We start from the raw sequence: 21,812 nt of genomic DNA, 5'->3' as shown, positions 1-21,812 counted from the left end.
TCATAAACTCGCACAGTTTCACATTTGCAGCCCGCATTCATGGGTTAATCAACAAACTTGGCGGCAGCCAACAGCAGATACACGTCCGATACCGCCACAACTAGCCCCCGCCACGCCGACTACGCCTTGTCCAGCCACTCTTGAGCGACCAACTCAGGGCTGGCGCCACCAGCCACAGCCCGGGTCATCAGCTTTAAGTCCTCAGTGCTCAGCGAACCCGCAATTTCATTGAGCACGCGGACTCGATCATCTCGGTCCAGCGCTGGCTTGACGTAGAAAGGCACAAGCCATTGCGGCAAGTCAGCCCCGGCATTGTCAGCTGACACATCTGCGCAGCCCTGTGCCATGCCCGCGTCGGTGGCCATTACTTCGCCCGGCAGCGACCGCGAAAATGCGTCGTACACACGGTCGCGCCACTCGCCGCTGAACTGCTTGTCCGGGGTGGAGTCGTCCGCGTATTCCTCCGCCAGTGAAGCCGCCGACGCAGGGTCGCTCAGGCCGAGTAGCTCACCTGTGCATCCGAAGGAGACCAGGACCGCTTCATTGCGTACGGCCCGCAACCGGTCGTCAGCATTGCGAATGCCAACGACCTCCGCTTGCCGACCTATCCTCTCAAAGCTCTGCGCATACACGTACGCAAGAGCTGCTTGCTCAGGGTTGCGTAGGTCTGCCCCGACAGTCACTACCGCCTCCTGCTCAGGAGGAACGGGCATCTGCGGATCCAAATCAGAACATGCGGCAAGACCGAACCCCGTCGCCCCAGTGACCAACGCCAGGGCGGTAAAAGTGCACGCAGTAGCCGTGGAGCTACCCTTGCACCCCATTGAGCGGATGCGAAAGTGGAACCCGGCGTTCGCACGTCTAGAATCAATCATCGACACCAGCGTAACCTACGAACGGATTGTGAGGTCACCCAGAATGGGCGAAGAGAAAAGCCGCAACATCAGCGCTTCGGCGAAGGCTCGCAATCCGCGAACTAGCTCGGCCAGTCAAAGCCCAAAACCGTCGGCCACAGCAAAACCCGGTAAAACCGCTCGGGCGACGAATGCGGCTAAATCCGCAGCGAAGTCGGCTGTCTCGAAGGTGACGCGCACCAACGGCTCGTCGTCAAGCACAGGAACAGGACAGTCGAGGGCGGTGCGCGATGCCCTGCGCGATTGCGGCGTCTACATCGGCGGCAAGCGGTTGCCCGGCACCTACGACCACTTCTCCGGGCTGTCCGAGGTACGGAATTTTGGCGAGGGCTTCACGTGGCTGTCATTGTCGCGTCCCAACGCGACACAGATGGACGCCATCGCCGAGCTTTACGGGCTGGATGAGCTGACGGTGGAGGACGCACTGACTAACCGCCAGCGTCCCAAGATTGAGATCCACGATGATCACGTGGTTTTTGTAATTCGCTCGATTCATTACTCCCCGGAAGGCCTCGCGGATGACGAAAATGAGATTATTCGCTCCGGCCAGCTGATGATTGTTATCGGCCCGGAGTACGTCATCACCATTCGCATGGGCATGCCGAGCTCGGATATGCAGCGCATTAGCGCACGCGTGGAGAACACCACCGACGCCATCGACTACGGCCCCGCGGGCGTGCTGTGGGCGCTGACGGACAATCTCGTCGATGCGTACCTGCGCATCGCGATGCAGCTGGAAGATCGCGTGGAGATCATGGAAGACGAAGTCTTCGAGCCGAACTTGGATTCGGATATTGAGGACATTTACATCCTCAAACGAGAGATCCTGGAGATGCGCCACGCGATCGATCCGCTGACACCGGCGCTGCGCTCCCTGATGAATCTGCGGGAAGACATCATGCCTAAGGACGTCAGCCGTTATCTTTCCGATGTGCTCGACCACCAGCTCGCCGCCGCGGACCTCGTCTCCGGACTCGACGAACGACTCTCCGCCCTCATCGACGCCGCCGCCGTGAAAATCCAGCTGCAGCAGAACCAGGATATGCGTACTATCTCGGCGTATGCGGCTATTCTCGCCGTCCCGACCGCCCTGGCTGGCATCTACGGCATGAACTTTGACCACATGCCCGAGCTGCACTGGGAGTACGGCTACTTCATCGTCCTCGCCATCATGTTCGCCATCGTGGCGTTTTTGGTGTGGGTCCTGCGCCGCAACAAGTGGCTATAGGCTCTGCTTCTGGCAGGCATCGCTTTACGACGGATACAGCAACCTACCCGCGGTTCCCACCGAGCGCCCGCTGCGCCAACAGGTCACGGGCCCGCTCAGCATTGCGGGGATTGCACAGGACATCGTAGCGACGGGCAACAATCTCCGTAGTGCTCGAGAAATCCCGCTTGCCGTTTTGCATTGCGTACGGAACTGCGGCCAGCACGATGCCGAAGATGGCGCCCATACCGAGGCCAACAATCAGCGGGCTCACCCAATCTTCCTGGAAAAGCCCCAGAATCAGGCCGAAGAACAGGCCCATCCATAGGCCGTACAGTGCGCCGCCGCCGAGCACCTTCGGCCAGGTCAGCCTGCCGACTACGCGCTCCACCTGCATCAGGTCAACACCGACGATGGTGAGGTCGGAAACCGGGAACTCATCGCGATCACTGAGCGAATCCACCGCCGCCTGCGCGTCGGAGTAGTTGGTGAAACTGCCCACCGGCCACCCCTCGGGCACCTGGCGCTGAGGCAACCGGGACTTCATGCTCTGTTCCCGGCCGCTCCCCCAACCGCTGCCCGCTTCCCCATTTGCCATCGGTACTCTCACCGTTCCCTTGCAGTTGTTGTCACAGTAAATGGTGACTCAGTTGCTGAAAATATTGCTAAAACTATCGCCAAAAGGCGTTCTATCAAGGACAACGTCAGACGATTGGCAATTGTTCCACCGACTGGTCCGCCGCCCATTCCACCGCCACCGCTCTTGCCGGAAGGGTTGGTCGCTGTGACCGTCGTAAAGCGGCAAACTACTGATTTTGTCAGTAGTTCTTTGTCTTGCGGGGTCTCACGATAAGATTCACTACATAATGTCTACGATTACTGAAGCTGAAGTTCGCACCGCCCTGGCGCAGGTCGAAGATCCTGAGGTACGTCGCCCGATTACCGAGATTGGCATGGTCAAGTCCATCTCGGTGGCGGACAACAATGACGTGGCCGTGGAGATTTACCTCACCATTGCCGGTTGCCCCATGAAAAACACCATCATCGAGCGCACCGAAGAGGCGCTGAACGGTATCGAGGGCGTTGGCAACGTCACCGTCACCACCGATGTGATGAATGACGAGCAGCGCCGCGAGTTCCGCAACGCCGTCCGCGGCACCGCCTCCGAGCCGGTGATCCCATTCGCCCAGCCGGACTCCCGCACCCGCGTGTTCGCCGTCGCCTCCGGTAAGGGTGGCGTCGGTAAGTCCTCCGTGACCGTGAACCTCGCCGCCGCGCTGGCCGCGAAGGGCCTTTCTGTCGGTGTCCTCGATGCCGACGTCTACGGACACTCCATCCCGCACATGATGGGCTCCGAGGAAAAGCCGCACCAGGTCGACGACATGATCATGCCTCCGCAGGCGCACGGCGTGTCACTGATTTCTATCGGACACTTCGTCGACGACAACGCACCGGTTGTCTGGCGTGGGCCAATGCTGCACCGCGCTATCCAGCAGTTCCTCGCAGACGTGTTCTGGGGCGACCTGGACGTCCTGCTTTTCGACCTGCCCCCGGGAACCGGCGACATCGCCATCTCCGTGGCGCAGCTCGTGCCGAACGCTGAGCTGCTGATTGTTACTACCCCGCAGATGGCCGCCGCCGAGGTCGCAGAGCGCGCCGGCACCATTTCGCTGCAGACCCGCCAGCGCATCGCCGGTGTCATCGAGAACATGAGCTGGATGGAAATGCCCGACGGCTCCAAGATGGAGGTCTTCGGCGCAGGTGGCGGCGAGACCGTTGCCCGTCGTCTTACCCAGATCACCGGCGGAAAGGTCGAGCTGCTCGGCCAGGTGCCGCTGGACACAGAGCTACGCGAAGGCGGCGACAAGGGCACCCCGATTGTCCTGTCCAAGCCGGATTCGGGCGCGGGCGAGGCCCTGAACGCCATCGCTGACAAGCTGGTTGTTCGTCGCGAGTCGCTCGCAGGCAAGTCGCTCGGCTTGGGCGTGACTCCGAAGTAGGCCTTCGCTTTACGACGATCACAGCGACGCCCCCTCCCCGGTAGTTTCGGTGCCGGGAAGGGGGCGTCTGCTTTTGTGGCTGCGGTGTCTGGGGCGTATGTGTTGCTGGTGGTGTTTTCGGTGGTGCGAGCGGTGTATCCGCCGAAGCGGCTGCGTGCACTTACTGACTAGGTTTATGACACTTTCGTGGCAAAATTTGTGCTCAAAGTGTCATAAACCTAGTCAGTAACTTGCGGTCGGGCACGGTTTGCAACCTCTATAGGTTGTCGTCGTCGACCCAGGCCTGCACCCCACGGGGCTGCTGAGGTTGTTGCGGTTGTTGCGGCTGCTGTGGTGTTTGTTGCGCTTGCTGTTGGCGGGCCTGGGCAACTGGATCCTGCCAAGTTCCCGGCTGCTGGGCTGGCTGCTGAGCCGACTGCGGGAGCGGCTGCTGCGACGGAGCCGGCTGCACTGGCTGGTTCGTATTGGACTGCTGGTACTGCTGACCCGCAGGCCCGGCCGCTCCTGCCGCTCCTGCAGCTCCGGCTGCACCAGTTCCGCCACCACCCGCTGCGGGCTTACCGGAGAGCATGTCCAGGTAGGTGTCATCGCCGTCGAAAAGCGTCCTGGTGATGGCGGTCTTCGGGTTGAGACGACGGAGATCGTTGAGCTCCTGCAGCGGCTTGCGAAGATCATCGAAGTCTTCACCGAACTCGTCCGAGAGGTTATCGCGTGCGTCATTGATTGCGGTGCGCGCAGCCAGAAGCAATGCGCGGACGTCCTCAATTACCTTCGGCAACCGCTCAGGTCCGATGAGAATTAGTCCGAGGATAAAGAGGACAAGAATCTCGCCCCAGCCAACATTAGAAAACACGTTATACCACCTTAGTTACAGTGCACCTCGCATGCAGCATTGCGCGGCCAAATCCACCAAATCTGCCAAATCCGCAGAAACCAGCCGAAACCGGTCGAAACCAGCGCCCCCCTACTCCGGCGTGATCTTCGCCTCCAGCTCGGCTCCGTGACGAACGATTTTCAATACCGCCTCATTACCAGCGCCAACAGTCCACAGCGCCACCGTGAGCTCATCTGCGGACGATACCGCGCGGTCTCCCACAGCCGTAATCACGTCGCCTTCCTGCAGGCCTTCCCGGTCGGCAACACCTCCCGGCAGGATGCTGGCAATCTCGGCACCAGTCAGTGCGCCATTGGAAACCGTGCGCACTGTCACGCCAATCCCAGGATGAACCGGCTGCTCACCGGCAATGAGCTGCTCAGCGATGGCAACGGCTGAATTGATTGGAATCGCAAAGCCCAACCCCTGTGAGCCACCCGAGCTACTGAAAATCACCGTATTAATACCGATAATGGCACCGCGGATATCCACCAGCGGACCACCGGAGTTACCCGGGTTGATGGAGGCATCGGTCTGAATCGCATCGGCGTAGCCGTCCGTGTCAGTCCCTTCAGCGGCCAGGCGCACCGGCCGATTAAGCGCGGAGACAATTCCCGAGGTCACCGTGCCGCCCAGCCCCTGCGGCGAGCCCATCGCAATCACTGTGTCACCGACCGCAACCGCGTTGGAATCACCAAGCTGCGCCACGGTCAGCCCCGCAACATCTTCGACCTTAATTACGGCGAGGTCGGTCTTCGGGTCGCGGCCAATAATCTTGGCCGGCACCTCTTTCAGCTTGCCGCCGTCCCAAAACGTTACGGAGACCTGCATATCCTGCCGGTCCGCCACCGCCGAAACGACGTGGTTATTCGTCAAAATATGACCGTCACCATCAATGACAAACCCCGAGCCCACGCCCGAGACCTCACCGGCACTGACCGCAATCGACACCACCGCGGGACGAAGAGCCTCCGCCACCTTGCCGATTTCGGTCAAATCACCGTTGCCCGGCCGCCCCTCAATCTGCTGCAGCTCCACACGCTGGTAGTCCGAGCGGAAAGACTTGCCAGCCCAACCGCCAACAAAGCCGCCTACACCGCCAATCAGCAGCACCACGGCCGATGACGCCGCAATCACACGCCACGGCACCTCGCGGCCAAAAATCACTTCCCGCGCGCTGACGCGGGGAGCCGTCTTCGGGCGAGGTTTCTTTTTCGCTTCGGGTTTGCGGGCTGGACGCCCCGTCGTCATGCGTGACGACGAATCCTGCCACGGCGAATACTCTTGGGCGGTCGCACTGGTGTCGTCGTCAAGCTTCTGCCCTGGAGCACGCTGTAACCCGCCAGTTGCGGCGGCACGATCGGTGTCCGGGGCAAACACGGAATCATCGAAAGAGCGATGTTTGCCCACTAGTGACTACCACCTTTACGAAAACCGCGAACAATCTGCTCCAACGCAGCGCTCAGCGACTCCGGCGGACGGTGCGCGAGATGCCGCGCCGACCGATGGGGCTCTGAGTCCTCGCAACTGCCTGCGAAATCAGCAATACGAGCGCGCAGCTCAGCTGGAATGTGCAAGGGCGCGCTATCACGCAGACGCTTGGCTGCCTGCCGCTGCTTCGCGACCTCCCGGCGACACTCCGGGCATGCCATCAGGTGCGCCTGCGCACGACGCTCAGCTACGACCGACAACTCGCCGTCAACAAAAGCGGCAATTGCCTCGGTGCCGAGATGCTCCGTTGACAAAAAACGCTTGTCATCGCCCTGCTGAATCACAGACTGCAGCACCTCCAGAAATCACGCCTATTTAACTAGCCCCACAATAGCCGCTCCCGCGGATTGAGTGCGGGAAATCTAGCCTGCGGTGACCGACTCCGGCAGCTCCTGCCGTTCCTTCTCCAGGCGCTCCAACGTCGCCCGCAAGCTGGAACGTGCCCGGTGAATGCGTGAACGCACAGTGCCCATCTTGAGCCCAAGAGTGCTGGCAATTTCCTCGTAGGTCAGCCCCACCACATCACAGAGGACAACCACCGCGCGATAATCCGGCTGCAGCTCAGCCAGCGCGATTTCCAAATCCGGGTCGAGCATCGCGTCATCGACGGCCTGCTCCGGCGTCTTCAGCGTGCCCGGGACGCGGTCGTAGTTCTCCGGCAACGCCTCCATCCGGATGACCTGCCGGTGCCGGACCATATCCAAAAACAGGTTAGTGGTAATCCGATGCAGCCAGCCTTCAAAAGTGCCGGGACGGTATGACTTCAGCGAGCGGAACACACGCATGAATGTTTCCTGCGTCAGGTCTTCCGCGTCCTGCTGGTTACCAGTCAACCGATATGCGAGCCCATAAACACTATCCGCGTGGGCCTGGACAAGTTCCGACCACGACGGCATCTCCCCCACACCTGCGTCAAAAGCCGCGGTGCCGGACAGTTGCTCAGTTACGTCAGCGGACGCGGCGTCCTCGCGGCTGGCGCCTCCGCTGACTCGTTCGGACTTGACTCGTTCGGGCATGAGGTTCAGTGTTCCTTACCAACCTTAGGTTTGTAGTGACCTTACCCTGAAAATAGTTTGAGAGTCCAGACAAATTTGAGGCTTGTTTACGCACCTAGTCCGGCACTGACCGGCGTGCCCCGCTGCCCTGAGCGGAGTTTTTTCCTACGCTATAGAGCGTGTCCGAAACGAGTTCTTCTGCTACCCCGCTATCCGCACGTGACGCTATTGCACAGCACGTCAACAACACGACCGTAGTCTCCGAGGCCCTTGAAAGCGCCCGAGAGAGCGCTCGCGAATACGGAGTTGCCGTCCCCGATACGATGACCGGCGCCGCTTTGACCTCGCTCATGGCTCTGACCAGTGCCCGCCGCGACGGTCACCCCGCCGCTGTCATCGCATCGCCTGCGGCAGGCGTAGTCGGTTTGCACCTGGCCGCCGGCCTCGGCGATGACGGCGTTCTCACCTGCATCGACCCGGAGCTCGAGCACCAGTCTCTGGCAAAGTCCGCTTTCCGAGCCGCAGGCATCCGCCCCAACCGACAGCGCTTCCTGCCCTCGCAGCCACTGGAGGTCATGGATCGACTGGCCGCCGACTCCTACGACTTGGTCTACTTGGACGTCGTCCCGGCAATCCTCCGCGCCGCCCAGGAAAAGGCCTGGCCGCTGCTTCGCTCCGGTGGCGCGCTCGTCCTGACCGGCGCGCTCCTCGACGGCACTGTCGCTGACTCGTCACGCACTGACCGTGACACCGTCGCTGCCCGCGAAGCCGACGAATACATGCTCCAGCTTGACGACGCTTACGTGATGCGCCTACCTCTAGCAGCTGGCACCACTGTGCTGGTGAAGAAGTAGTTTTCTACTGTTGGCCGGCCGGCTAGCGGCAGCGGTGGGCCGAGCCGAGTTACTGACTGTGTTTATGGCTCGCGGCGGCGGGTCAAGCCAAGTTACTGACTGCGTTTATGACAAAAATGACCCGAAAAATGGCGTGAAAGTGTCATAAACTCACACAGTTTCACATTTGCAGCCCATGCCCGTATTCACAGGCGAAGCCCGTAGCCACACGTGCAGCCCATAATTTTTGGGGCTGCCGGTTTTGGGGCTAGGTAGCAACTAGGTAGCAAAAAGGGTTAGAAGAAAAAGGGCACGTACCCCACGGTACGTGCCCTTTTGCAGCCGCTCGGACTCAACCAGCCTAGATAACCTGGTTCTTACCAACGGCCACAACGCCACCAGCGCTGACCTTGAAGCGCTCTGCGTCCTTCTCCGGATCGACACCGATAATGGCGCCGTCGGAAACTACAACGTTCTTGTCCAAAATCGCGTGGCGAACCACTGCTCCGCGGCCGACGCGAACGCCTGGGAAGAGAACCGAGCCCTCCACCGTCGCGCCATCCTCGACCACAACGTTGGTACTAATCACCGAGTTGCGGACCGTACCACCGGAGACAATCGAACCAGCACCGACCATCGAAGCCTGAGCAATACCGCCCTGGACGAACTTGGCCGGAGGCAGGTTCTCCTCCGAGAAGGTGTGGATTGGCCACTTCTTGTTGTAGAGGTTAAACACCGGGTGGACGGAAATCAGGTCCATGTTGGCCTCGTAGAAGGCATCGATGGTACCGACATCACGCCAGTAGCCCTTGTCACGTTCGGTCTCACCCGGAACGTAGCTGTCCTTGAAGTCCCAGACGAAAGCTTCGCCCTCCTCTACCAGCATCGGAATGATGTTTCCGCCCATGTCATGGTCGGAGTTTTCATCTTCCGAGTCACGCTTAATAGCGTCGATAAGCGCGGAGGTAGTGAAGATGTAGTTACCCATCGACGCGAACGTCGAGTTCGGGTCATCCGGGGTGCCGGGCGGATCAGCCGGCTTCTCCAGGAACTCGGTGATTCGGTTGTTGTCATCGGCATCGATGACACCGAATGCGCTAGCCTCAGAACGCGGGACGCGGATACCAGCGACGGTCACGCCAGCGCCAGACTCGATGTGGGCCTCCAGCATCTGCTGCGGATCCATGCGATAGACGTGGTCGGCACCGAAGACGATGACGTACTCCGGATCCTCGTCATAAACCAAGTTCAGCGACTGCAGGATCGCGTCCGCCGAACCGGTGAACCAGCGCTTACCCAGACGCTGCTGAGCCGGCACCGGGGTGACGTACTGGCCGGTGATGCCGGACAACTGCCACGCCTGCGAAATGTGACGGTCGAGCGAGTGGGACTTGTACTGGGTCAGCACACAGATCTTCAAGAAACCTGCGTTGACCAGGTTCGACAGCACGAAGTCGATAAGCCGATAGCTACCGCCGAAAGGCACGGCGGGCTTAGCGCGGTCTTCCGTCAGCGGGAAGAGACGCTTGCCTTCGCCACCGGCAAGGACAATGGACAAAACATGTGGTTGACTCCTCACACCAACCAACCTATATGCGATTTACGTTCCTCGCTGCCAGTCTCCCCTCCCCGCTACCCACACCCAGGCATATCAAGCGACGGAAATTGTCAAATCTGGTTACGCTGGAACTATGCGTGTTGCCATGATGACCAAGGAATACCCTCCGGAGATTTACGGCGGAGCAGGTGTTCACGTAACTGAACTGACTCGTTTCATGCGCGGCCTCGACGGCGTTGACGTCGATGTGCACTGCATGGGTGCTCCTCGCGATGAGGCGGATGTATATGTCCACGGCGTTGACCCGGAGCTGAAGGATGCCAACGCCTCGATTAAGACGCTGTCCACGGGGTTGCGCATGGCAAATGCCGCCGCGGCAACCGACATTGATGTCGTCCACTCTCACACCTGGTACTCAGGCCTGGGCGGTCACCTCACTGGTCTGCTCAAGGGCATTCCGCATGTGGCCACCGCGCACTCACTGGAGCCGCACCGTCCGTGGAAGCGCGAGCAGCTCGGCGGCGGTTACGACGTTTCCAGCTGGTCCGAGCGCAATGCTATGGAGTACGCAGACGCTGTCATTGCTGTTTCCGCGCGCATGAAGGACGCCATCCTGGATGCCTACCCGCGTATCTCCCCCGACAAGGTCCACGTTGTCCTGAACGGTATCGACACCGAGCTGTGGTACCCGCGCCCGACGTGGGAAGAGTCCAAGGAACAGAACGGCTGGTCTGTCCTGGAGGAGCTCGGCGTTGACCCGTCTCGCCCGATGGTCGCGTTCGTCGGCCGCATCACCCGTCAGAAGGGTGTCGCTCATTTGGTCAAGGCCGCATCGCTTTTCGACGACGGTGTGCAGCTCGTTCTGTGCGCCGGCGCTCCGGACACCCCGGAAATCGCGAAGGAGACTGAGCAGCTCGTCCATGACCTCCAGGAGAAGCGCGATGGCATTTTCTGGGTGCAGGACATGCTGCCGAAGGAGAAGATCCAGGAGATCCTGACAGCCGCGGATTCGTTCGTCTGTCCGTCCATCTACGAGCCGCTGGGCATCGTTAACCTTGAGGCTATGGCCTGTGGCACCGCCGTTGTCGCCTCTGATGTCGGCGGCATTCCGGAGGTTGTCGTCGATGGCGAAACCGGCACTTTGGTTCACTACGACGAGTCTGATCCGGAGGGCTTCGAGCGTGGAATCGCTGCCGCGGTTAACAACATGGTCGCCGACCGCGACCGCGCTACCAAGATTGGCCAGGCGGGTAAGAAGCGTGCTGAAGATGTGTTTAGCTGGGAGAACATCGCTCAGCAGACCGTTGAGGTTTATAAGTCTTTGATGTAGCTGGCTGTCTGCGAGACGCCACAGATGCGCGGTGGACGGAGTCTCCTCATAAGGCCCATCGCTTCCGAGAAGGAAGCGGTGGGCCTTTCTTAGCCTTTTTACTAACCCCGTTCAGGACATTTACTTATGCCCTTGCCCACTTTTCTAAACCTAATTTGAGTTTTGGCTGAATTTATCATTACTGGTCAATAGCATCCTGAGTATGAGATTCACTAAGAAGGTGGCAGCAGCTGGTGCCGCCATTGCCATAGCGCTAGCGGGTGCAGTACCGCATCAGGCGCTCGCTACAGAAGTAGCACCATCCCCTAGTACCGCTACCATCACCGAGCGTGGTCCCCTTGGGCAGTCCGGTCGCTGGTTTACCGATGGTGACGGCCGAGCTTTCCTCACTCAGGGGTCGAACATCGTCTACAAGCACGATCCTTACACCCCCGAGGCCGGAGGCTTTAACGAGGACGATGCTGACTGGCTCGTGCAGCAGGGCTTCGACTCCATGCGAGTCGGCATTATCTGGAAAGCAGTAGAGCCAAAGCCCGGCGAGTACAACGACGAATACCTGGATTCCATTGCCCGCACTATCTCTATGCTCACCGAGCGTGGAATCGCGGTCTTGGTCGATGCTCACCAGGACATGTACAACGAGAAGTTCGAAGGCGAATTTGCCCCGGATTGGGCTGTCATTGACGACGGCGTTCCCAGCCTTTTAAAGGTTGGCTTCCCCGCTAACCAGGCCCTCAATATCGGCCTCATTAGGGCATACGACAACTTCCTGAATAACCGCGAAGGGCCAGGCGGCGTTGGGTTGCAGGAGCGTTACGCAGCCATGTGGGGCCATGTCGCCAAACGCCTTGGCGACATGCCGGGACTGATGGGCTACGACATCATAAATGAACCGTGGCCAGGCTCCGCATACCCACTGTGCTATCTGGCTCTCGGCGACTGCGGCCCGGCTAAGGAAAAGCTCGATGAACTGCACCAGAAGGCTGCCAATCAGATTGTCGACAAGGACCCGGACGCTATTGTCCACTACGAGCCCTACTCCATGTGGAACACCGGATTGAACACGAATCCGGCAGCCCCGGAGGTTCCTGAAACCGCTGGTACGGCCCTCAGCTGGCATGTCTACTGCACCACGAATGCCCTGTTCAACACCTACACGGGCTGTGACTTCTTCGATGGTCGTACCTTCGACAATGCGGAAATTGTCTCATCCGACAACGGCTCGGCCACACTGCTGTCCGAGTTCGGTGCGACCGACGATGCCGATACCCTCAATGGCGTAATTTCGCTTGCCCGCCGCCACATGGTCGGCTGGCAGTACTGGTCCTACTGCGGATGCAACGACCCGACGACGCAGAACCAGAAGGAACAGGGCATGGTCTTCGACCCTACTGTTCCAGGACCTGTAGGTGCCGATGCCTTCAACCGCGACAAGATGACCATCCTCGCCGCTCCACACCTGCGAGCGGTCGCAGGCACCCCGCAAGCTACCGACTGGAACCGTGACACCCGTGTCTACCAGGCCAGCTGGAACAATAGCCGCGTCGACGGCACCGGAGTTTTCGCACCTGGTTCCACCAGCGAGCTCGTTGTGCCCTCAATCAACTTCCCGAATGGGTTCACAGTGAATGTCGAGGGTGGCCACGCCACTGTCGCTGCCGATGGCCAGACGGTTCATATCGTCTCCACTGCTGACAAGGTGTCAGTCACCATCCAGCCGAAGTAGAACCAACCGCTCGATTCACCAAATCACGCCCTGTGAATTCTTCCGCAGGGCGTTCTTCGTGCCGCAGGGTCCTCCCCCGCCATCGGACCTGCAACCCACCCCAGCTTGGGCTACAAAAATCGAGAATATAATGGCTTCCATGACCACTCACGAGAATTTTCCAACGGTCCGACACACAATTTTCCAAAACTCACTGATGTCCGCACTGCTCGATGGCATCTACGACGGCGAGATGACCATTGGCGAAATCCTTGGACATGGAAACTTCGGCATCGGCACCTTCGACGGTCTCGATGGTGAAATGGTAATCCTCGACGGTGTTTGCTGGCAGGTGCGTCACGACGGCTCCGCGACCCGGGCCACCATGGATCAGCGCAGCCCATACACGGTGGTGACCAACTTCGTTCCCCACACGGTGATGGATGCGCCGGAAAACCTGACTCGCAAGGAAATTAGCCCCATCATCGATTCCCTGGTACCGAGCCAAAACTTTATGTACGCACTGCGGATTACCGGCGAATTTGAGTGGGTGAAGACTCGAACCGTCGTAAAGCAGGAAAAGCCGTATCAGAAGATGGTTGATGCGACGGAAGAAGACGCGTCGGTTGATTTTGAGAACCTGCGGGGCACGATTGCGGGCTTCCGCACGCCGGTCTACGAGAAGGGAATTTCGGTGCCCGGCTGTCACGTGCACTTCCTTGCGGAAGGCGGCACCGGCGGCGGGCATGTGCTGGACTTTAAGCTGCGCTCGGGCACTATCGAGTTGTGCCCGGGCACTGACCTGCAGCTTCGCCTTCCGCTAACGGCGGAATTCTCGGATGCTGACCTGGATCCGGAAGACCTGGACGAGCAGATTCACAAAACCGAGGTCAAGGAGTAAACGCTAGTCTCCCGGGCGGCCAAGACGAGTGACGTAGGCACGGGCGGTGACGTGCATCTCTGCAGGTAGCGCCGCAATGCGTTCCTGCAGCACCTCCGGATGAATATGGCGTGCCGACGGGCTCATACCGATCTGCGCGGCGATTGCACCCTGGTTGAGGTTCATACCGAACTCCACCAGCTCCGGGTCGCCAACAGGCACGAGGTGCCCCTCTGCCTGGGAAATCATGCGCTCGACCTTGCCGCGCTCGACATCAATGATGCCCAGTGGCTCACGAAGCTCACCCAAGTGACCAGTGGTGGCAGTCAGAACCACAACCTGGCCGCCCGGCTTGAGCACGCGAGCGAACTCCTCCGCGTTGCGAGGTGCGAAGACGACTGTAAGCGCATCGATGGAGCCATCACGCAGCGGCAGACGCGCCCACGCATCGGCCACAACCGCACCGAGCCGCGGGTGACTCTTGGCCAGGTGCTTGGCGGCCGGCACTGAGACGTCGATGCCCACGCCCCGGGAATTGGGAATGCTGTCCAGCGTGTGTGCGAGGTAATAACCAGTGCCCGCACCGACTTCGCAGATGACTGGGCTGGCGGCCTCGGACACGTTGGCGTCGTCAAGCACGTCCTGGACGTTGCCTGTAACTGCCTCAACGAATGGAGCATAGTGGCCACCAGAGAGGAACTCCTCGCGGGCGGTAATCATCTTGGCGTCATCGCCGGTGTAGCGCAGACCAGCCCCACCGGCGAGCGTAACGTAACCCTGGCGGGCGACATCATAGCTATGTCCGGATTCGGACTTCAGAGTCATTCGTTCGGCATCACCAAACTTCAAATCAGTGCCATCGATGGGGTCAGCAAGCACATCAATGATGTCAGCTAGCACGTCGGTCACTCCTCAAACTGAGCTAGAAAAATAATTTTCACTATCTTAGCCCGTGTCGAGCTCAGCCAAGTAACTCCAATGCGAGTTACTGACTACGTTTATGACAAAAATTGCCCGAAAACTGGATTGAAAGTGTCATAAACTCCCACAGTTTCACATTTGCAGCCCGTACTTTTTGTTCATAACCCCTCATTCGAGCCGTTATCACCTGAAAAAGAAAAGGCGACCTACACCACCTGTGTAGGTCGCCGCTGGGTCAAAACCGGACAGGCCCGGCCACTACCCGGCCTCTACCCGATACCCCACTACTCTGCTACTCCACTACTGCTACGAGCTCTGCGCCGAGCTCCTTGGCCTCCTCTGGGGAGAGTTCCACCACCAGGCGCCCACCACCATCTGCGGGGACGCGCATCACAATCTTCTTGCCCTCTTTAACTGCCTCCAGCGGACCATCACCGGTACGCGGCTTCATTGCTGCCATGTGAACTCCTTCGTTCTAAGACAATGTCGATGCAGGAGACGACCAGCTACCCCAGCTCAGCTGTGGTAGCCGGGAGATTGACAATCCGGTTCAAGACCTCGGTCTAAGACCCCGGTTCAAGATTCCGGTTTAGAATCCCTGTCGGCATTTTCGACTACTTCTCTTCATCATAGTCCTTTATTTCACGCAGCGGCATGGGTGAAGCGCCTCAAACTACGCCCCTTACACCAGCCCACGCACCGGATGCAGTGGTGCAAAATCACCGAAAATAGCCAGAGTCATGCGACAGACATCAAGGGTTTCGGACACCTGATGCGAACGGAACACCGCAACGCCGGCAGCTGCCGCATGGGCAGTCGCGGCCAAGGTGCCGGGCACACGTTGCTCGACCGGGCGGTCCAGAGTCTCACCGACGAAGTCCTTATTCGACAGCGCCATAAGCACCGGCCAGCCTGTAGCCACGAGCTCATTGCAGCGCCGCAGAAGTTCGAGGCCGTGGTAGGTGTTCTTGCCAAAGTCGTGGGTGGGATCGATGAGGATGCGGTCCTCCGGCACGCCAGCGTCCACTGCCCTCTGGGCGAGCTTGCCGGTTTCTGAGATGACATCGTCCACGACGTCGTCGTAACGCACGCGAACCGGATTGGTGCGTGGCAGTGTTCCACCGGTGTGCGAGCAGACGTAACCCATCCCGTGGGCGCCAGCGACTTCCAGCAGCTCCAGGTCATGGCCTGCCCAAGTGTCGTTGATGAGGTTGGCGCCAGCTTTGATGGCGGCTTCCCCGACTTCGGCGCGCCAGGTGTCGACGCTAATGTGCAGGTCAGGATAGCGCTCGCGAACCTTCGCGATGGTCGGCACCACGCGCTCAATTTCCTCGGCAACAGTTACTTCCGCACCGATACCGGCCTTGACGCCGCCGATGTCAACAATGCCTGCGCCTGCCGCAACAACTTCGTCCACGCGAGCAAGCGCGGCCTCCTCCGCAGCCGTTGCGCCACGGTCATAGAAGGAATCCGGGGTGCGATTGACGATAGCCATCACCGTCGGCACCGCGGAGTCCTGATAAAAACTCCGCACAGCGTCTTACCTCTCGCTGAAGCGACGGACTCGGCGGAGCTTTTCGGGAACGTCGGGGGTCGGCTCACACTCTTCCATCAGCTTTTCGTGCGCGGCCTCGATGTACTCGACCGCTTCTTCAATGGAGTCGGTGACCAGGAAAAGGTCCATATCAGTCGGAGAAATCAGCTCCATGGCCACCAGTTTCTCGCGCATCCAATCAACCAGCCCCGACCAGAACTCGGTGCCCAGCAGCACGATTGGGTGATTTTCCACCTTCTCGGTCTGCACCATCACCAGTGACTCAAAGAGTTCATCGAGCGTGCCGAAACCACCCGGCAGACAAATAAACGCCTGCGAGTACTTCAGGAACATGGTCTTCCGCACGAAGAAGTAGCGGAAGTTCATGCCCAGGTCGACCCAGTCATTCAAGTGCTGCTCGTGCGGCAGCTCAATGCCCAACCCAATGGACAGGCCGTCGGCGTCGTAGCAGCCGCGGTTGGCGGCTTCCATGATGCCCGGGCCGCCACCAGTGATGGTCGCGTAACCCGCCTCCGCCAGCGCCTTGCCCAGGTCGAAGCCCCACTGATAGTACGGGCTGTCCTCTGGCAAACGTGCCGAACCATACACCGTCACCGCCGGCGGAATCTCCGCCAACGCACCAAAGCCGTCAACGAACTCCGACTGAATGCGCAGCACACGCCAGGTGTCGTTGTGCAGCCAGTCCGTGTTCGGATTGTGTGACAACAGCCTGCGGTCGGTCGTAGACGCCTGCGGTTCGCCCGCCTGTCGAATCGCGATTGGGCCGCGGAGTGCACGGCGCTTAGCTGGGGACGGAGTACGTACAGGTTTCATAACCTCACAATGTATGCCAGCAATGACATACGCGCACCCGCTCAGCGAGGGCAGGGTGTGATTCTAGGCTTACTCAGCCACCGGCGCGGTGGTCAAGTACCGCCGCAGGTCCTCCCACAGTGCCGTAATGCACTCGACCGGAATCTGCTCGTCCTTCTTGTGGCAGTACGCCGGGTCACCCGGGCCAAAGTTCACCGCAGGAATGCCGAGCGCCGAAAAACGCGCCACATCGGTCCACCCAAACTTGGGCTTTACGACGTCGCCTGCGACTGCAACCAACTCCTTCGCAGCAGCCGCATGCAGTCCCGGCAGTGCCCCAGGGCTCGCATCCTCGACATCGACGGTGAGATCCTCGGCCGCAAACTCGTCGAGTCCCAGCACCTCGCGGAAGTGTGCCATGGCCTCATCGGCGCTGCGGTTGGGCGCGAATCGGAAGTTGACTCGCAGCACCGCCTCGTCGGGAAGCGTATTGGTGGCAACCCCGGCCTCCAGCCAGACGACGTTGAGCCCTTCGCGGTAGGCCAAACCGTCGATATCCACAGTCTGTGGTTCATAGGCGGCAATGCGTGACAGCACCGGTGCTAACTTGTGCACGGCGTTGTCGCCTAGCCATGCCCTGGCCGAGTGTGCACGTGTGCCGTGCGCGGTCAGACGCAGGCGAATAGAGCCCTGGCAGCCGGCTTCGATGACATTGCCGCTGGGCTCGCCCAGCAGAGCGACATCGCCAGTCAGGAGCTCCGGATGCGACTCACTCAAGTGCCGCAACCCGTTGAACTCCGCGGCGATTTCTTCGCATTCGTACATGATGAGTGTCAGGTCGCGCTGCAACTCCTGGCTTGCCGCCAGCGTCGCAAAAGCATGCAGGTAGACCGCGTCACCGCTTTTCATATCCACAGTTCCACACCCAAACAGTGTGTCTCGCCCCTGCGCGTCTACCCCACGCGTCGAGGGCACATTGTCCGCAGTTGGCACCGTATCCAGGTGCCCTGCCAAAATCACGCGCTGCGGTAACCCCCGATGGGTCCGCGCAATCACGTTGTTGTCAATGCGCAGGACCTCAATCGACTCATCTGCCTGCGCGACCTCACGTAATGCCACCTCGACGGCATCCGCAATCGCGGTCTCATTGTGGGACACCGATTCGATGTCCACCAGTGCTGCCGTGAGGTCTACAGGATCTTGGAGCAGATTTAACTTCGATTTCACATCAATTAAGCGTACAAACCATTGTGCGCCAGCGAAACCAGAATTTTGTGATGAATATGCGCCGCACGACCATTAATCGCATCCCCATTGGCGGGCGCGCCACCACCGAGGAACAGCGCCAGCTCATGCGGTTCGGCGGAGGTCACACCAATTCTCCCCTCCGCCGGTCGCTTAAGCCCATCAGCCACCTCAAAGACCAGGGTTTTCACTCCTTCCGGGAGAGTTTGGGCAATGATTGCCTCCGGAGTTTCGCTTGCCGACGACCCCAGCTCCCGCTCCTCCCCCGCAGAATCGGTCGCCTCTCCGTCGCCACCTTCCTCCTCGACAACGCCCGCGCCGGGACCATAGACCACAGCTACACGGGAGCCATAGACCGCAATCACCGGACGCAGCTCATTCGTGCTGACAATCACCGTAGAACCGGCCAGCGGCTTACAGACGGCCGCAACAATCTTGGCCGTTGCATGTGGCAGCTGCACTGGGGTGGGATCGATGTCTCGTCGATAAGCAGGACGAAGCGTTTCGGCGACATCGCCCAGCTCGTCGCGCTCCCACATCGGCAGGGCATCGATGCGTGCCTGCTGATCGCGGTTCTTGCGCTCCAGCAAAAGGCGGGCAATCATGCCACCGCCGAGCCCCACCGCGATGGCAACTGCGATAACCAGCACAAGACGGTTCGGCGCGATGAGCGCAACCACTGCGGCAATCACCACGCCGACTGCCCCAATTGGCATTGCTCGCGGTGGCAAAACGAAACCAAAGAAGCTGGCTACGGCAAGAATCCAAGCACTCAGCAGTGCGAATCCGACATAGAAGACCACCGGCACGGCCAGGACGAAGCCGAGTCCGAGCACACTAACAGCAATGATGAGGCTAACTAAGAACCACTGCTTCATTTTCTGTGTGCTTTCAAGGCCAGCTAGGGGCATAGTTCATCCTTCCGCGAAGATTCCTTAAAGGGATACTAATATTAAGAATCATGATTACATCTGGTGCTGTCGCTACGGGAATCGCCAACATCGCAATGGACGGTACAGTTCTCGATACTTGGTTTCCCGCACCTCAGTTAAGCGATGAGGTCGTAGAATCGAGCACTCACCGGCTCGGCGCCGCTGATCTGACCCCACAGTTGCTTCGTCAGGTGATTTTGGACGAGGATCGCCGCGTGGAGCAGGTGGCAGTGCGCACGTCCATTGAGGATTTGTCCAAGCCTGCTGTCGACCCGCACGATGCCTACCTGCGCCTGCATTTGCTCTCCCACCGCCTGGTCAAGCCGCACCAGCTAAACACCAAGGGGCTCTACGAGCTACTCCATGTGGTGGCGTGGACCAACAAGGGGCCATGTCTGCCGGACAACTTCGAGCAACTGCGCACCCACTTGCGCGTCCGCGGTCTGATTCACGTCTACGCCATCGACCGCATGCCGCGCATGGTCGATTATGTGCTGCCCGCCGGTGTGCGCATTGCAGAGGCCGAGCGCGTGCGGTTGGGCGCTTACTTGGCACCGGGTACGTCCGTACTGCGCGAGGGATTTGTCTCGCTGAACTCGGGCACTCTGGGCCCATGCAAGATTGAGGGACGTCTATCCTCCGGTGTCGTCATTGGCGCGCACACGAAGGTGGGACTGTCGGCCTCCATCATTGCCGCTCATGACGATTCCGGTCAGCGTAAGCCGCTCACGGTTGGCGAGCGCTGCCACATCGATATCGCGGCCGGCACCGTCGGCGTCAGCCTCGGTAATGACTGCATTATTGACCGAAGCATCCTCATTGCCCCCGATACGCCCATCGATGTCCCCGCGGAGAACCGCCGTATTCAGGCATGGGAAATTTCGGGCCGCGACAACATGCACTTCTACCATCACCCGGACCACTCGGCGGTGTGCGTCCGCCGCACGGAACGCCCGGGCAATGACGAAGGTGCCGCTGCTTTCACTCAGCTTGCCGACGTGCCGGATGAGCTGGCCGGATAACCTACTTTCGGTGCTCTTGAAGACACATTAATTGGCCCCGAAACGGTGAATGGGGGTAAACCCGTAATACGGTTATTGCCCCTGTTATCAGCGAGGTAATGTTTGCGACATGACCGAATCGCAAATTACCTCCACCTCCGGCGAGACAGCTCAGCTGGGCAAGGGGCTGCAGGTTCGACACCTGACCATGATGGGTCTTGGCTCCGCAATCGGTGCCGGTCTTTTCCTTGGTACGGGCGTCGGCATTAAGGCAGCTGGCCCGGGTGTTCTAGTTTCCTATGTCATCGCTGGCTTCATTGTCGTCCTCGTCATGCAGATGCTCGGCGAGATGGCCGCTGCCCGCCCGACACCGGGTAGCTTCTCCACCTATGCCGAGATGGCCTTTGGTTCCTCGGCTGGCTTTGTCCTCGGCTGGCTCTACTGGTTCATGCTCATCATGGTGCTCGGTGCTGAGATCACCGGCGCCGGTGCCATCATGGGTGCGTGGTTCGGTATTCCGGGCTGGATTCCAGGCCTGATCTGTGTTGTCTTCTTCGCTGTAGTGAATTTGGCGAATGTGCGCGGTTTCGGCGAGTTCGAGTTCTGGTTCGCGTTCATCAAGGTCGCGGTGATTATCGCGTTCCTGGTCATTGGCGTTCTTCTTTTCTTCGGTCTGCTGCCAGGCACCAGCTTCGTCGGTACGACGCATATTGCCGAGTCCGGATTCCTCCCGAATGGAGTGTCCGGCATTGCCGCTGGTCTGTTGGCCGTGGCCTTCGCCTTCGGCGGTATCGAGATTGTCACAATCGCCGCTGCTGAGGCTGAAGATCCGCAACGCTCCATCGCTGCTGCTGTCCGCTCGGTGATCTTCCGCATCTCTGTGTTCTACCTGGGCTGCGTGACCGTCATCATCCTGCTGTTGCCGTACTCCCAGATTGACGGCGCTGACTCCGCAGCTGAGTCGCCGTTCACCCAGGTTCTGAAGCAGGCAAACATTCCGGGTGCCGTTGGCTTCATGGAGGCCATTATCGTTCTGGCGCTGCTGTCCGCGTTCAACGCTCAGATTTACGCAACCTCTCGCCTGGTCTACTCGATGTCCACCCGCGGTGAGGCACCGCGCTTCTTCGCCCACACCAATGAAGGCGCAGTTCCGAACCGTGCGGTCATCATGTCGATGGTCTTCGCCTTCGTCTCCGTCGGTCTGCAGGTTGTCTTCGACGGCTCGAGCGTCCTGGTCTTCCTGCTGAACGCTGTCGGCGGCTGCTTGCTGGTGATCTGGCTGGTCATCGCTCTGTCCGAGATTAAGCTGCGCCCGCAGATGGAGGCCAACAACGAGCTTTCCGTTCGCATGTGGGCCTACCCGGCACTGTCCTGGGTAGCGGTCATCCTGATCCTGGGCCTCGCTGTTGGCATGCTCACCGATCCTGGTGCTCGCCAGCAGGTTATCGCCGTTGTGTGTGTCACTGCGTTCCTCGCGGTACTCGCTGCACTGACTAAGAAGAGCCGCACCGCGGCCCGCGAGGCTCTCGAGTCCAGCGAAAGCAACTAGGGCGTGTCTCCTAATTGTGGGCCTGTGCTC

At 59.8% G+C, this 21,812-nt stretch carries 21 protein-coding genes; 8 read left to right on the top strand and 13 right to left on the bottom strand.

Annotated elements, in window-relative coordinates; genetic code table 11:
* Window positions 1–119: 119 nt before the first annotated feature.
* Entirely contained in the window at window positions 120–875 is a 756-nt protein-coding gene (locus HMPREF2820_RS08715; protein ID WP_048732840.1) for a type 2 periplasmic-binding domain-containing protein, read from the bottom strand.
* A gap of 43 nt (window positions 876–918) precedes the next feature.
* On the opposite strand from HMPREF2820_RS08715, the gene HMPREF2820_RS08710 reads away from it, so the two are divergent.
* Window positions 919–2,142 (top strand): magnesium and cobalt transport protein CorA, encoded by a 1,224-nt coding sequence (locus tag HMPREF2820_RS08710; RefSeq protein ID WP_049171991.1) that lies wholly within the window; start codon window positions 919–921, stop codon window positions 2,140–2,142.
* Window positions 2,143–2,185: 43 nt separating this feature from the next.
* On the opposite strand, the gene HMPREF2820_RS08705 is transcribed toward HMPREF2820_RS08710, so the two are convergent.
* Complete coding sequence (locus HMPREF2820_RS08705) at window positions 2,186–2,668, bottom strand: YflT domain-containing protein (protein ID WP_042388577.1); 483 nt, start codon at window positions 2,666–2,668, stop codon at window positions 2,186–2,188.
* A 319-nt stretch (window positions 2,669–2,987) separates the two neighbouring features.
* On the opposite strand from HMPREF2820_RS08705, the gene HMPREF2820_RS08700 reads away from it, so the two are divergent.
* Window positions 2,988–4,121, top strand: coding sequence for an Mrp/NBP35 family ATP-binding protein (locus HMPREF2820_RS08700; RefSeq protein WP_049193006.1), 1,134 nt, complete (start codon window positions 2,988–2,990; stop codon window positions 4,119–4,121).
* A gap of 256 nt (window positions 4,122–4,377) precedes the next feature.
* Here the strand turns inward: HMPREF2820_RS08700 and tatB are convergent, their stop codons facing one another.
* From tatB to sigE, 4 genes are all read right to left on the bottom strand, one after another.
* Window positions 4,378–4,974, bottom strand: coding sequence for a Sec-independent protein translocase protein TatB (gene tatB, locus HMPREF2820_RS08695; protein WP_070603702.1), 597 nt, complete (start codon window positions 4,972–4,974; stop codon window positions 4,378–4,380).
* A 111-nt stretch (window positions 4,975–5,085) separates the two neighbouring features.
* Window positions 5,086–6,405 carry a S1C family serine protease gene (locus HMPREF2820_RS08690; protein ID WP_070603700.1) on the bottom strand — a complete coding sequence of 440 codons (1,320 nt, stop codon included), beginning with the start codon at window positions 6,403–6,405 and terminating at the stop codon, window positions 5,086–5,088.
* Window positions 6,405–6,770 carry an anti-sigma factor family protein gene (locus HMPREF2820_RS08685; RefSeq protein WP_016422410.1) on the bottom strand — a complete coding sequence of 122 codons (366 nt, stop codon included), beginning with the start codon at window positions 6,768–6,770 and terminating at the stop codon, window positions 6,405–6,407. The genes HMPREF2820_RS08690 and HMPREF2820_RS08685 overlap by 1 nt, the downstream gene beginning before the upstream one ends.
* A gap of 78 nt (window positions 6,771–6,848) precedes the next feature.
* Entirely contained in the window at window positions 6,849–7,502 is a 654-nt protein-coding gene (gene sigE / locus HMPREF2820_RS08680) for an RNA polymerase sigma factor SigE (RefSeq protein ID WP_049171940.1), read from the bottom strand.
* A 158-nt stretch (window positions 7,503–7,660) separates the two neighbouring features.
* On the opposite strand from sigE, the gene HMPREF2820_RS08675 reads away from it, so the two are divergent.
* On the top strand, window positions 7,661–8,335 hold the full coding sequence (locus HMPREF2820_RS08675; RefSeq protein WP_070603699.1) for an O-methyltransferase: 675 nt from the start codon (window positions 7,661–7,663) through the stop codon (window positions 8,333–8,335).
* Window positions 8,336–8,675: 340 nt separating this feature from the next.
* On the opposite strand, the gene glgC is transcribed toward HMPREF2820_RS08675, so the two are convergent.
* Window positions 8,676–9,893 carry a glucose-1-phosphate adenylyltransferase gene (gene glgC, locus HMPREF2820_RS08670; RefSeq protein ID WP_042388575.1) on the bottom strand — a complete coding sequence of 406 codons (1,218 nt, stop codon included), beginning with the start codon at window positions 9,891–9,893 and terminating at the stop codon, window positions 8,676–8,678.
* Window positions 9,894–10,005: 112 nt separating this feature from the next.
* Here glgC and glgA point away from each other — a divergent pair, with 112 nt between their 5' ends.
* From glgA to budA, 3 genes are all read left to right on the top strand, one after another.
* Complete coding sequence (glgA, locus tag HMPREF2820_RS08665; RefSeq protein ID WP_070603696.1) at window positions 10,006–11,202, top strand: glycogen synthase; 1,197 nt, start codon at window positions 10,006–10,008, stop codon at window positions 11,200–11,202.
* 202 nt (window positions 11,203–11,404) lie between these two features.
* On the top strand, window positions 11,405–12,928 hold the full coding sequence (locus tag HMPREF2820_RS08660; protein WP_070603695.1) for a glycoside hydrolase family 5 protein: 1,524 nt from the start codon (window positions 11,405–11,407) through the stop codon (window positions 12,926–12,928).
* Between the two features lie 130 nt (window positions 12,929–13,058).
* Window positions 13,059–13,808, top strand: a complete 750-nt coding sequence (gene budA / locus HMPREF2820_RS08655) for an acetolactate decarboxylase (protein ID WP_080969585.1) — start codon at window positions 13,059–13,061, stop codon at window positions 13,806–13,808.
* 3 nt (window positions 13,809–13,811) lie between these two features.
* Here budA and HMPREF2820_RS08650 read toward each other — a convergent pair whose 3' ends face one another.
* The 6 genes from HMPREF2820_RS08650 to HMPREF2820_RS08625 form a co-directional block, all read right to left on the bottom strand.
* Window positions 13,812–14,687 carry a methyltransferase domain-containing protein gene (locus HMPREF2820_RS08650; protein ID WP_048732862.1) on the bottom strand — a complete coding sequence of 292 codons (876 nt, stop codon included), beginning with the start codon at window positions 14,685–14,687 and terminating at the stop codon, window positions 13,812–13,814.
* A gap of 313 nt (window positions 14,688–15,000) precedes the next feature.
* A complete protein-coding gene (locus tag HMPREF2820_RS08645) occupies window positions 15,001–15,168 on the bottom strand; it encodes a DUF3117 domain-containing protein (protein WP_005509573.1) in 168 nt (55 codons plus the stop codon).
* Between the two features lie 222 nt (window positions 15,169–15,390).
* Entirely contained in the window at window positions 15,391–16,203 is an 813-nt protein-coding gene (gene folP / locus HMPREF2820_RS08640; RefSeq protein ID WP_070603694.1) for a dihydropteroate synthase, read from the bottom strand.
* Window positions 16,204–16,248: 45 nt separating this feature from the next.
* A complete protein-coding gene (locus HMPREF2820_RS08635) occupies window positions 16,249–17,076 on the bottom strand; it encodes an LOG family protein (RefSeq protein ID WP_049193669.1) in 828 nt (275 codons plus the stop codon).
* Between the two features lie 69 nt (window positions 17,077–17,145).
* Entirely contained in the window at window positions 17,146–18,282 is a 1,137-nt protein-coding gene (dapE, locus tag HMPREF2820_RS08630) for a succinyl-diaminopimelate desuccinylase (RefSeq protein ID WP_070603693.1), read from the bottom strand.
* Between the two features lie 5 nt (window positions 18,283–18,287).
* Complete coding sequence (locus HMPREF2820_RS08625; protein ID WP_246822251.1) at window positions 18,288–19,178, bottom strand: hypothetical protein; 891 nt, start codon at window positions 19,176–19,178, stop codon at window positions 18,288–18,290.
* A gap of 83 nt (window positions 19,179–19,261) precedes the next feature.
* Here HMPREF2820_RS08625 and HMPREF2820_RS08620 point away from each other — a divergent pair, with 83 nt between their 5' ends.
* Both HMPREF2820_RS08620 and HMPREF2820_RS08615 read left to right on the top strand, forming a co-directional pair.
* On the top strand, window positions 19,262–20,254 hold the full coding sequence (locus tag HMPREF2820_RS08620) for a 2,3,4,5-tetrahydropyridine-2,6-dicarboxylate N-succinyltransferase (RefSeq protein WP_016422397.1): 993 nt from the start codon (window positions 19,262–19,264) through the stop codon (window positions 20,252–20,254).
* A 124-nt stretch (window positions 20,255–20,378) separates the two neighbouring features.
* Window positions 20,379–21,782 carry an amino acid permease gene (locus HMPREF2820_RS08615; RefSeq protein WP_275043520.1) on the top strand — a complete coding sequence of 468 codons (1,404 nt, stop codon included), beginning with the start codon at window positions 20,379–20,381 and terminating at the stop codon, window positions 21,780–21,782.
* The last annotated feature ends 30 nt before the right edge of the window (window positions 21,783–21,812 follow it).

Source organism: Corynebacterium sp. HMSC064E08 (assembly GCF_001811805.1).
GTDB lineage: Bacteria > Actinomycetota > Actinomycetes > Mycobacteriales > Mycobacteriaceae > Corynebacterium > Corynebacterium jeikeium_D.
The sequence above is the reverse complement of the archived record's forward strand: the minus strand, read 5'-3'. Positions and strand labels throughout refer to the sequence as shown.

What these genes read in the sequence shown, in the direction of transcription:
- HMPREF2820_RS08705 (WP_042388577.1), bottom strand. Translation starts at nt 2,668, where the DNA reads ATGAAGTCCCGGTTGCCTCAGCGCCAGGTGCCCGAGGGGTGGCCGGTG.
- glgA (WP_070603696.1), top strand. Translation starts at nt 10,006, where the DNA reads ATGCGTGTTGCCATGATGACCAAGGAATACCCTCCGGAGATTTACGGC.
- HMPREF2820_RS08660 (WP_070603695.1), top strand. Translation starts at nt 11,405, where the DNA reads ATGAGATTCACTAAGAAGGTGGCAGCAGCTGGTGCCGCCATTGCCATA.
- HMPREF2820_RS08645 (WP_005509573.1), bottom strand. Translation starts at nt 15,168, where the DNA reads ATGGCAGCAATGAAGCCGCGTACCGGTGATGGTCCGCTGGAGGCAGTT.
- HMPREF2820_RS08700 (WP_049193006.1), top strand. Translation starts at nt 2,988, where the DNA reads ATGTCTACGATTACTGAAGCTGAAGTTCGCACCGCCCTGGCGCAGGTC.
- folP (WP_070603694.1), bottom strand. Translation starts at nt 16,203, where the DNA reads ATGGCTATCGTCAATCGCACCCCGGATTCCTTCTATGACCGTGGCGCA.
- sigE (WP_049171940.1), bottom strand. Translation starts at nt 7,502, where the DNA reads ATGCCCGAACGAGTCAAGTCCGAACGAGTCAGCGGAGGCGCCAGCCGC.
- HMPREF2820_RS08715 (WP_048732840.1), bottom strand. Translation starts at nt 875, where the DNA reads ATGATTGATTCTAGACGTGCGAACGCCGGGTTCCACTTTCGCATCCGC.
- budA (WP_080969585.1), top strand. Translation starts at nt 13,059, where the DNA reads ATGGCTTCCATGACCACTCACGAGAATTTTCCAACGGTCCGACACACA.
- HMPREF2820_RS08635 (WP_049193669.1), bottom strand. Translation starts at nt 17,076, where the DNA reads ATGAAACCTGTACGTACTCCGTCCCCAGCTAAGCGCCGTGCACTCCGC.
- HMPREF2820_RS08710 (WP_049171991.1), top strand. Translation starts at nt 919, where the DNA reads ATGGGCGAAGAGAAAAGCCGCAACATCAGCGCTTCGGCGAAGGCTCGC.
- HMPREF2820_RS08620 (WP_016422397.1), top strand. Translation starts at nt 19,262, where the DNA reads ATGATTACATCTGGTGCTGTCGCTACGGGAATCGCCAACATCGCAATG.
- HMPREF2820_RS08625 (WP_246822251.1), bottom strand. Translation starts at nt 19,178, where the DNA reads ATGAAGCAGTGGTTCTTAGTTAGCCTCATCATTGCTGTTAGTGTGCTC.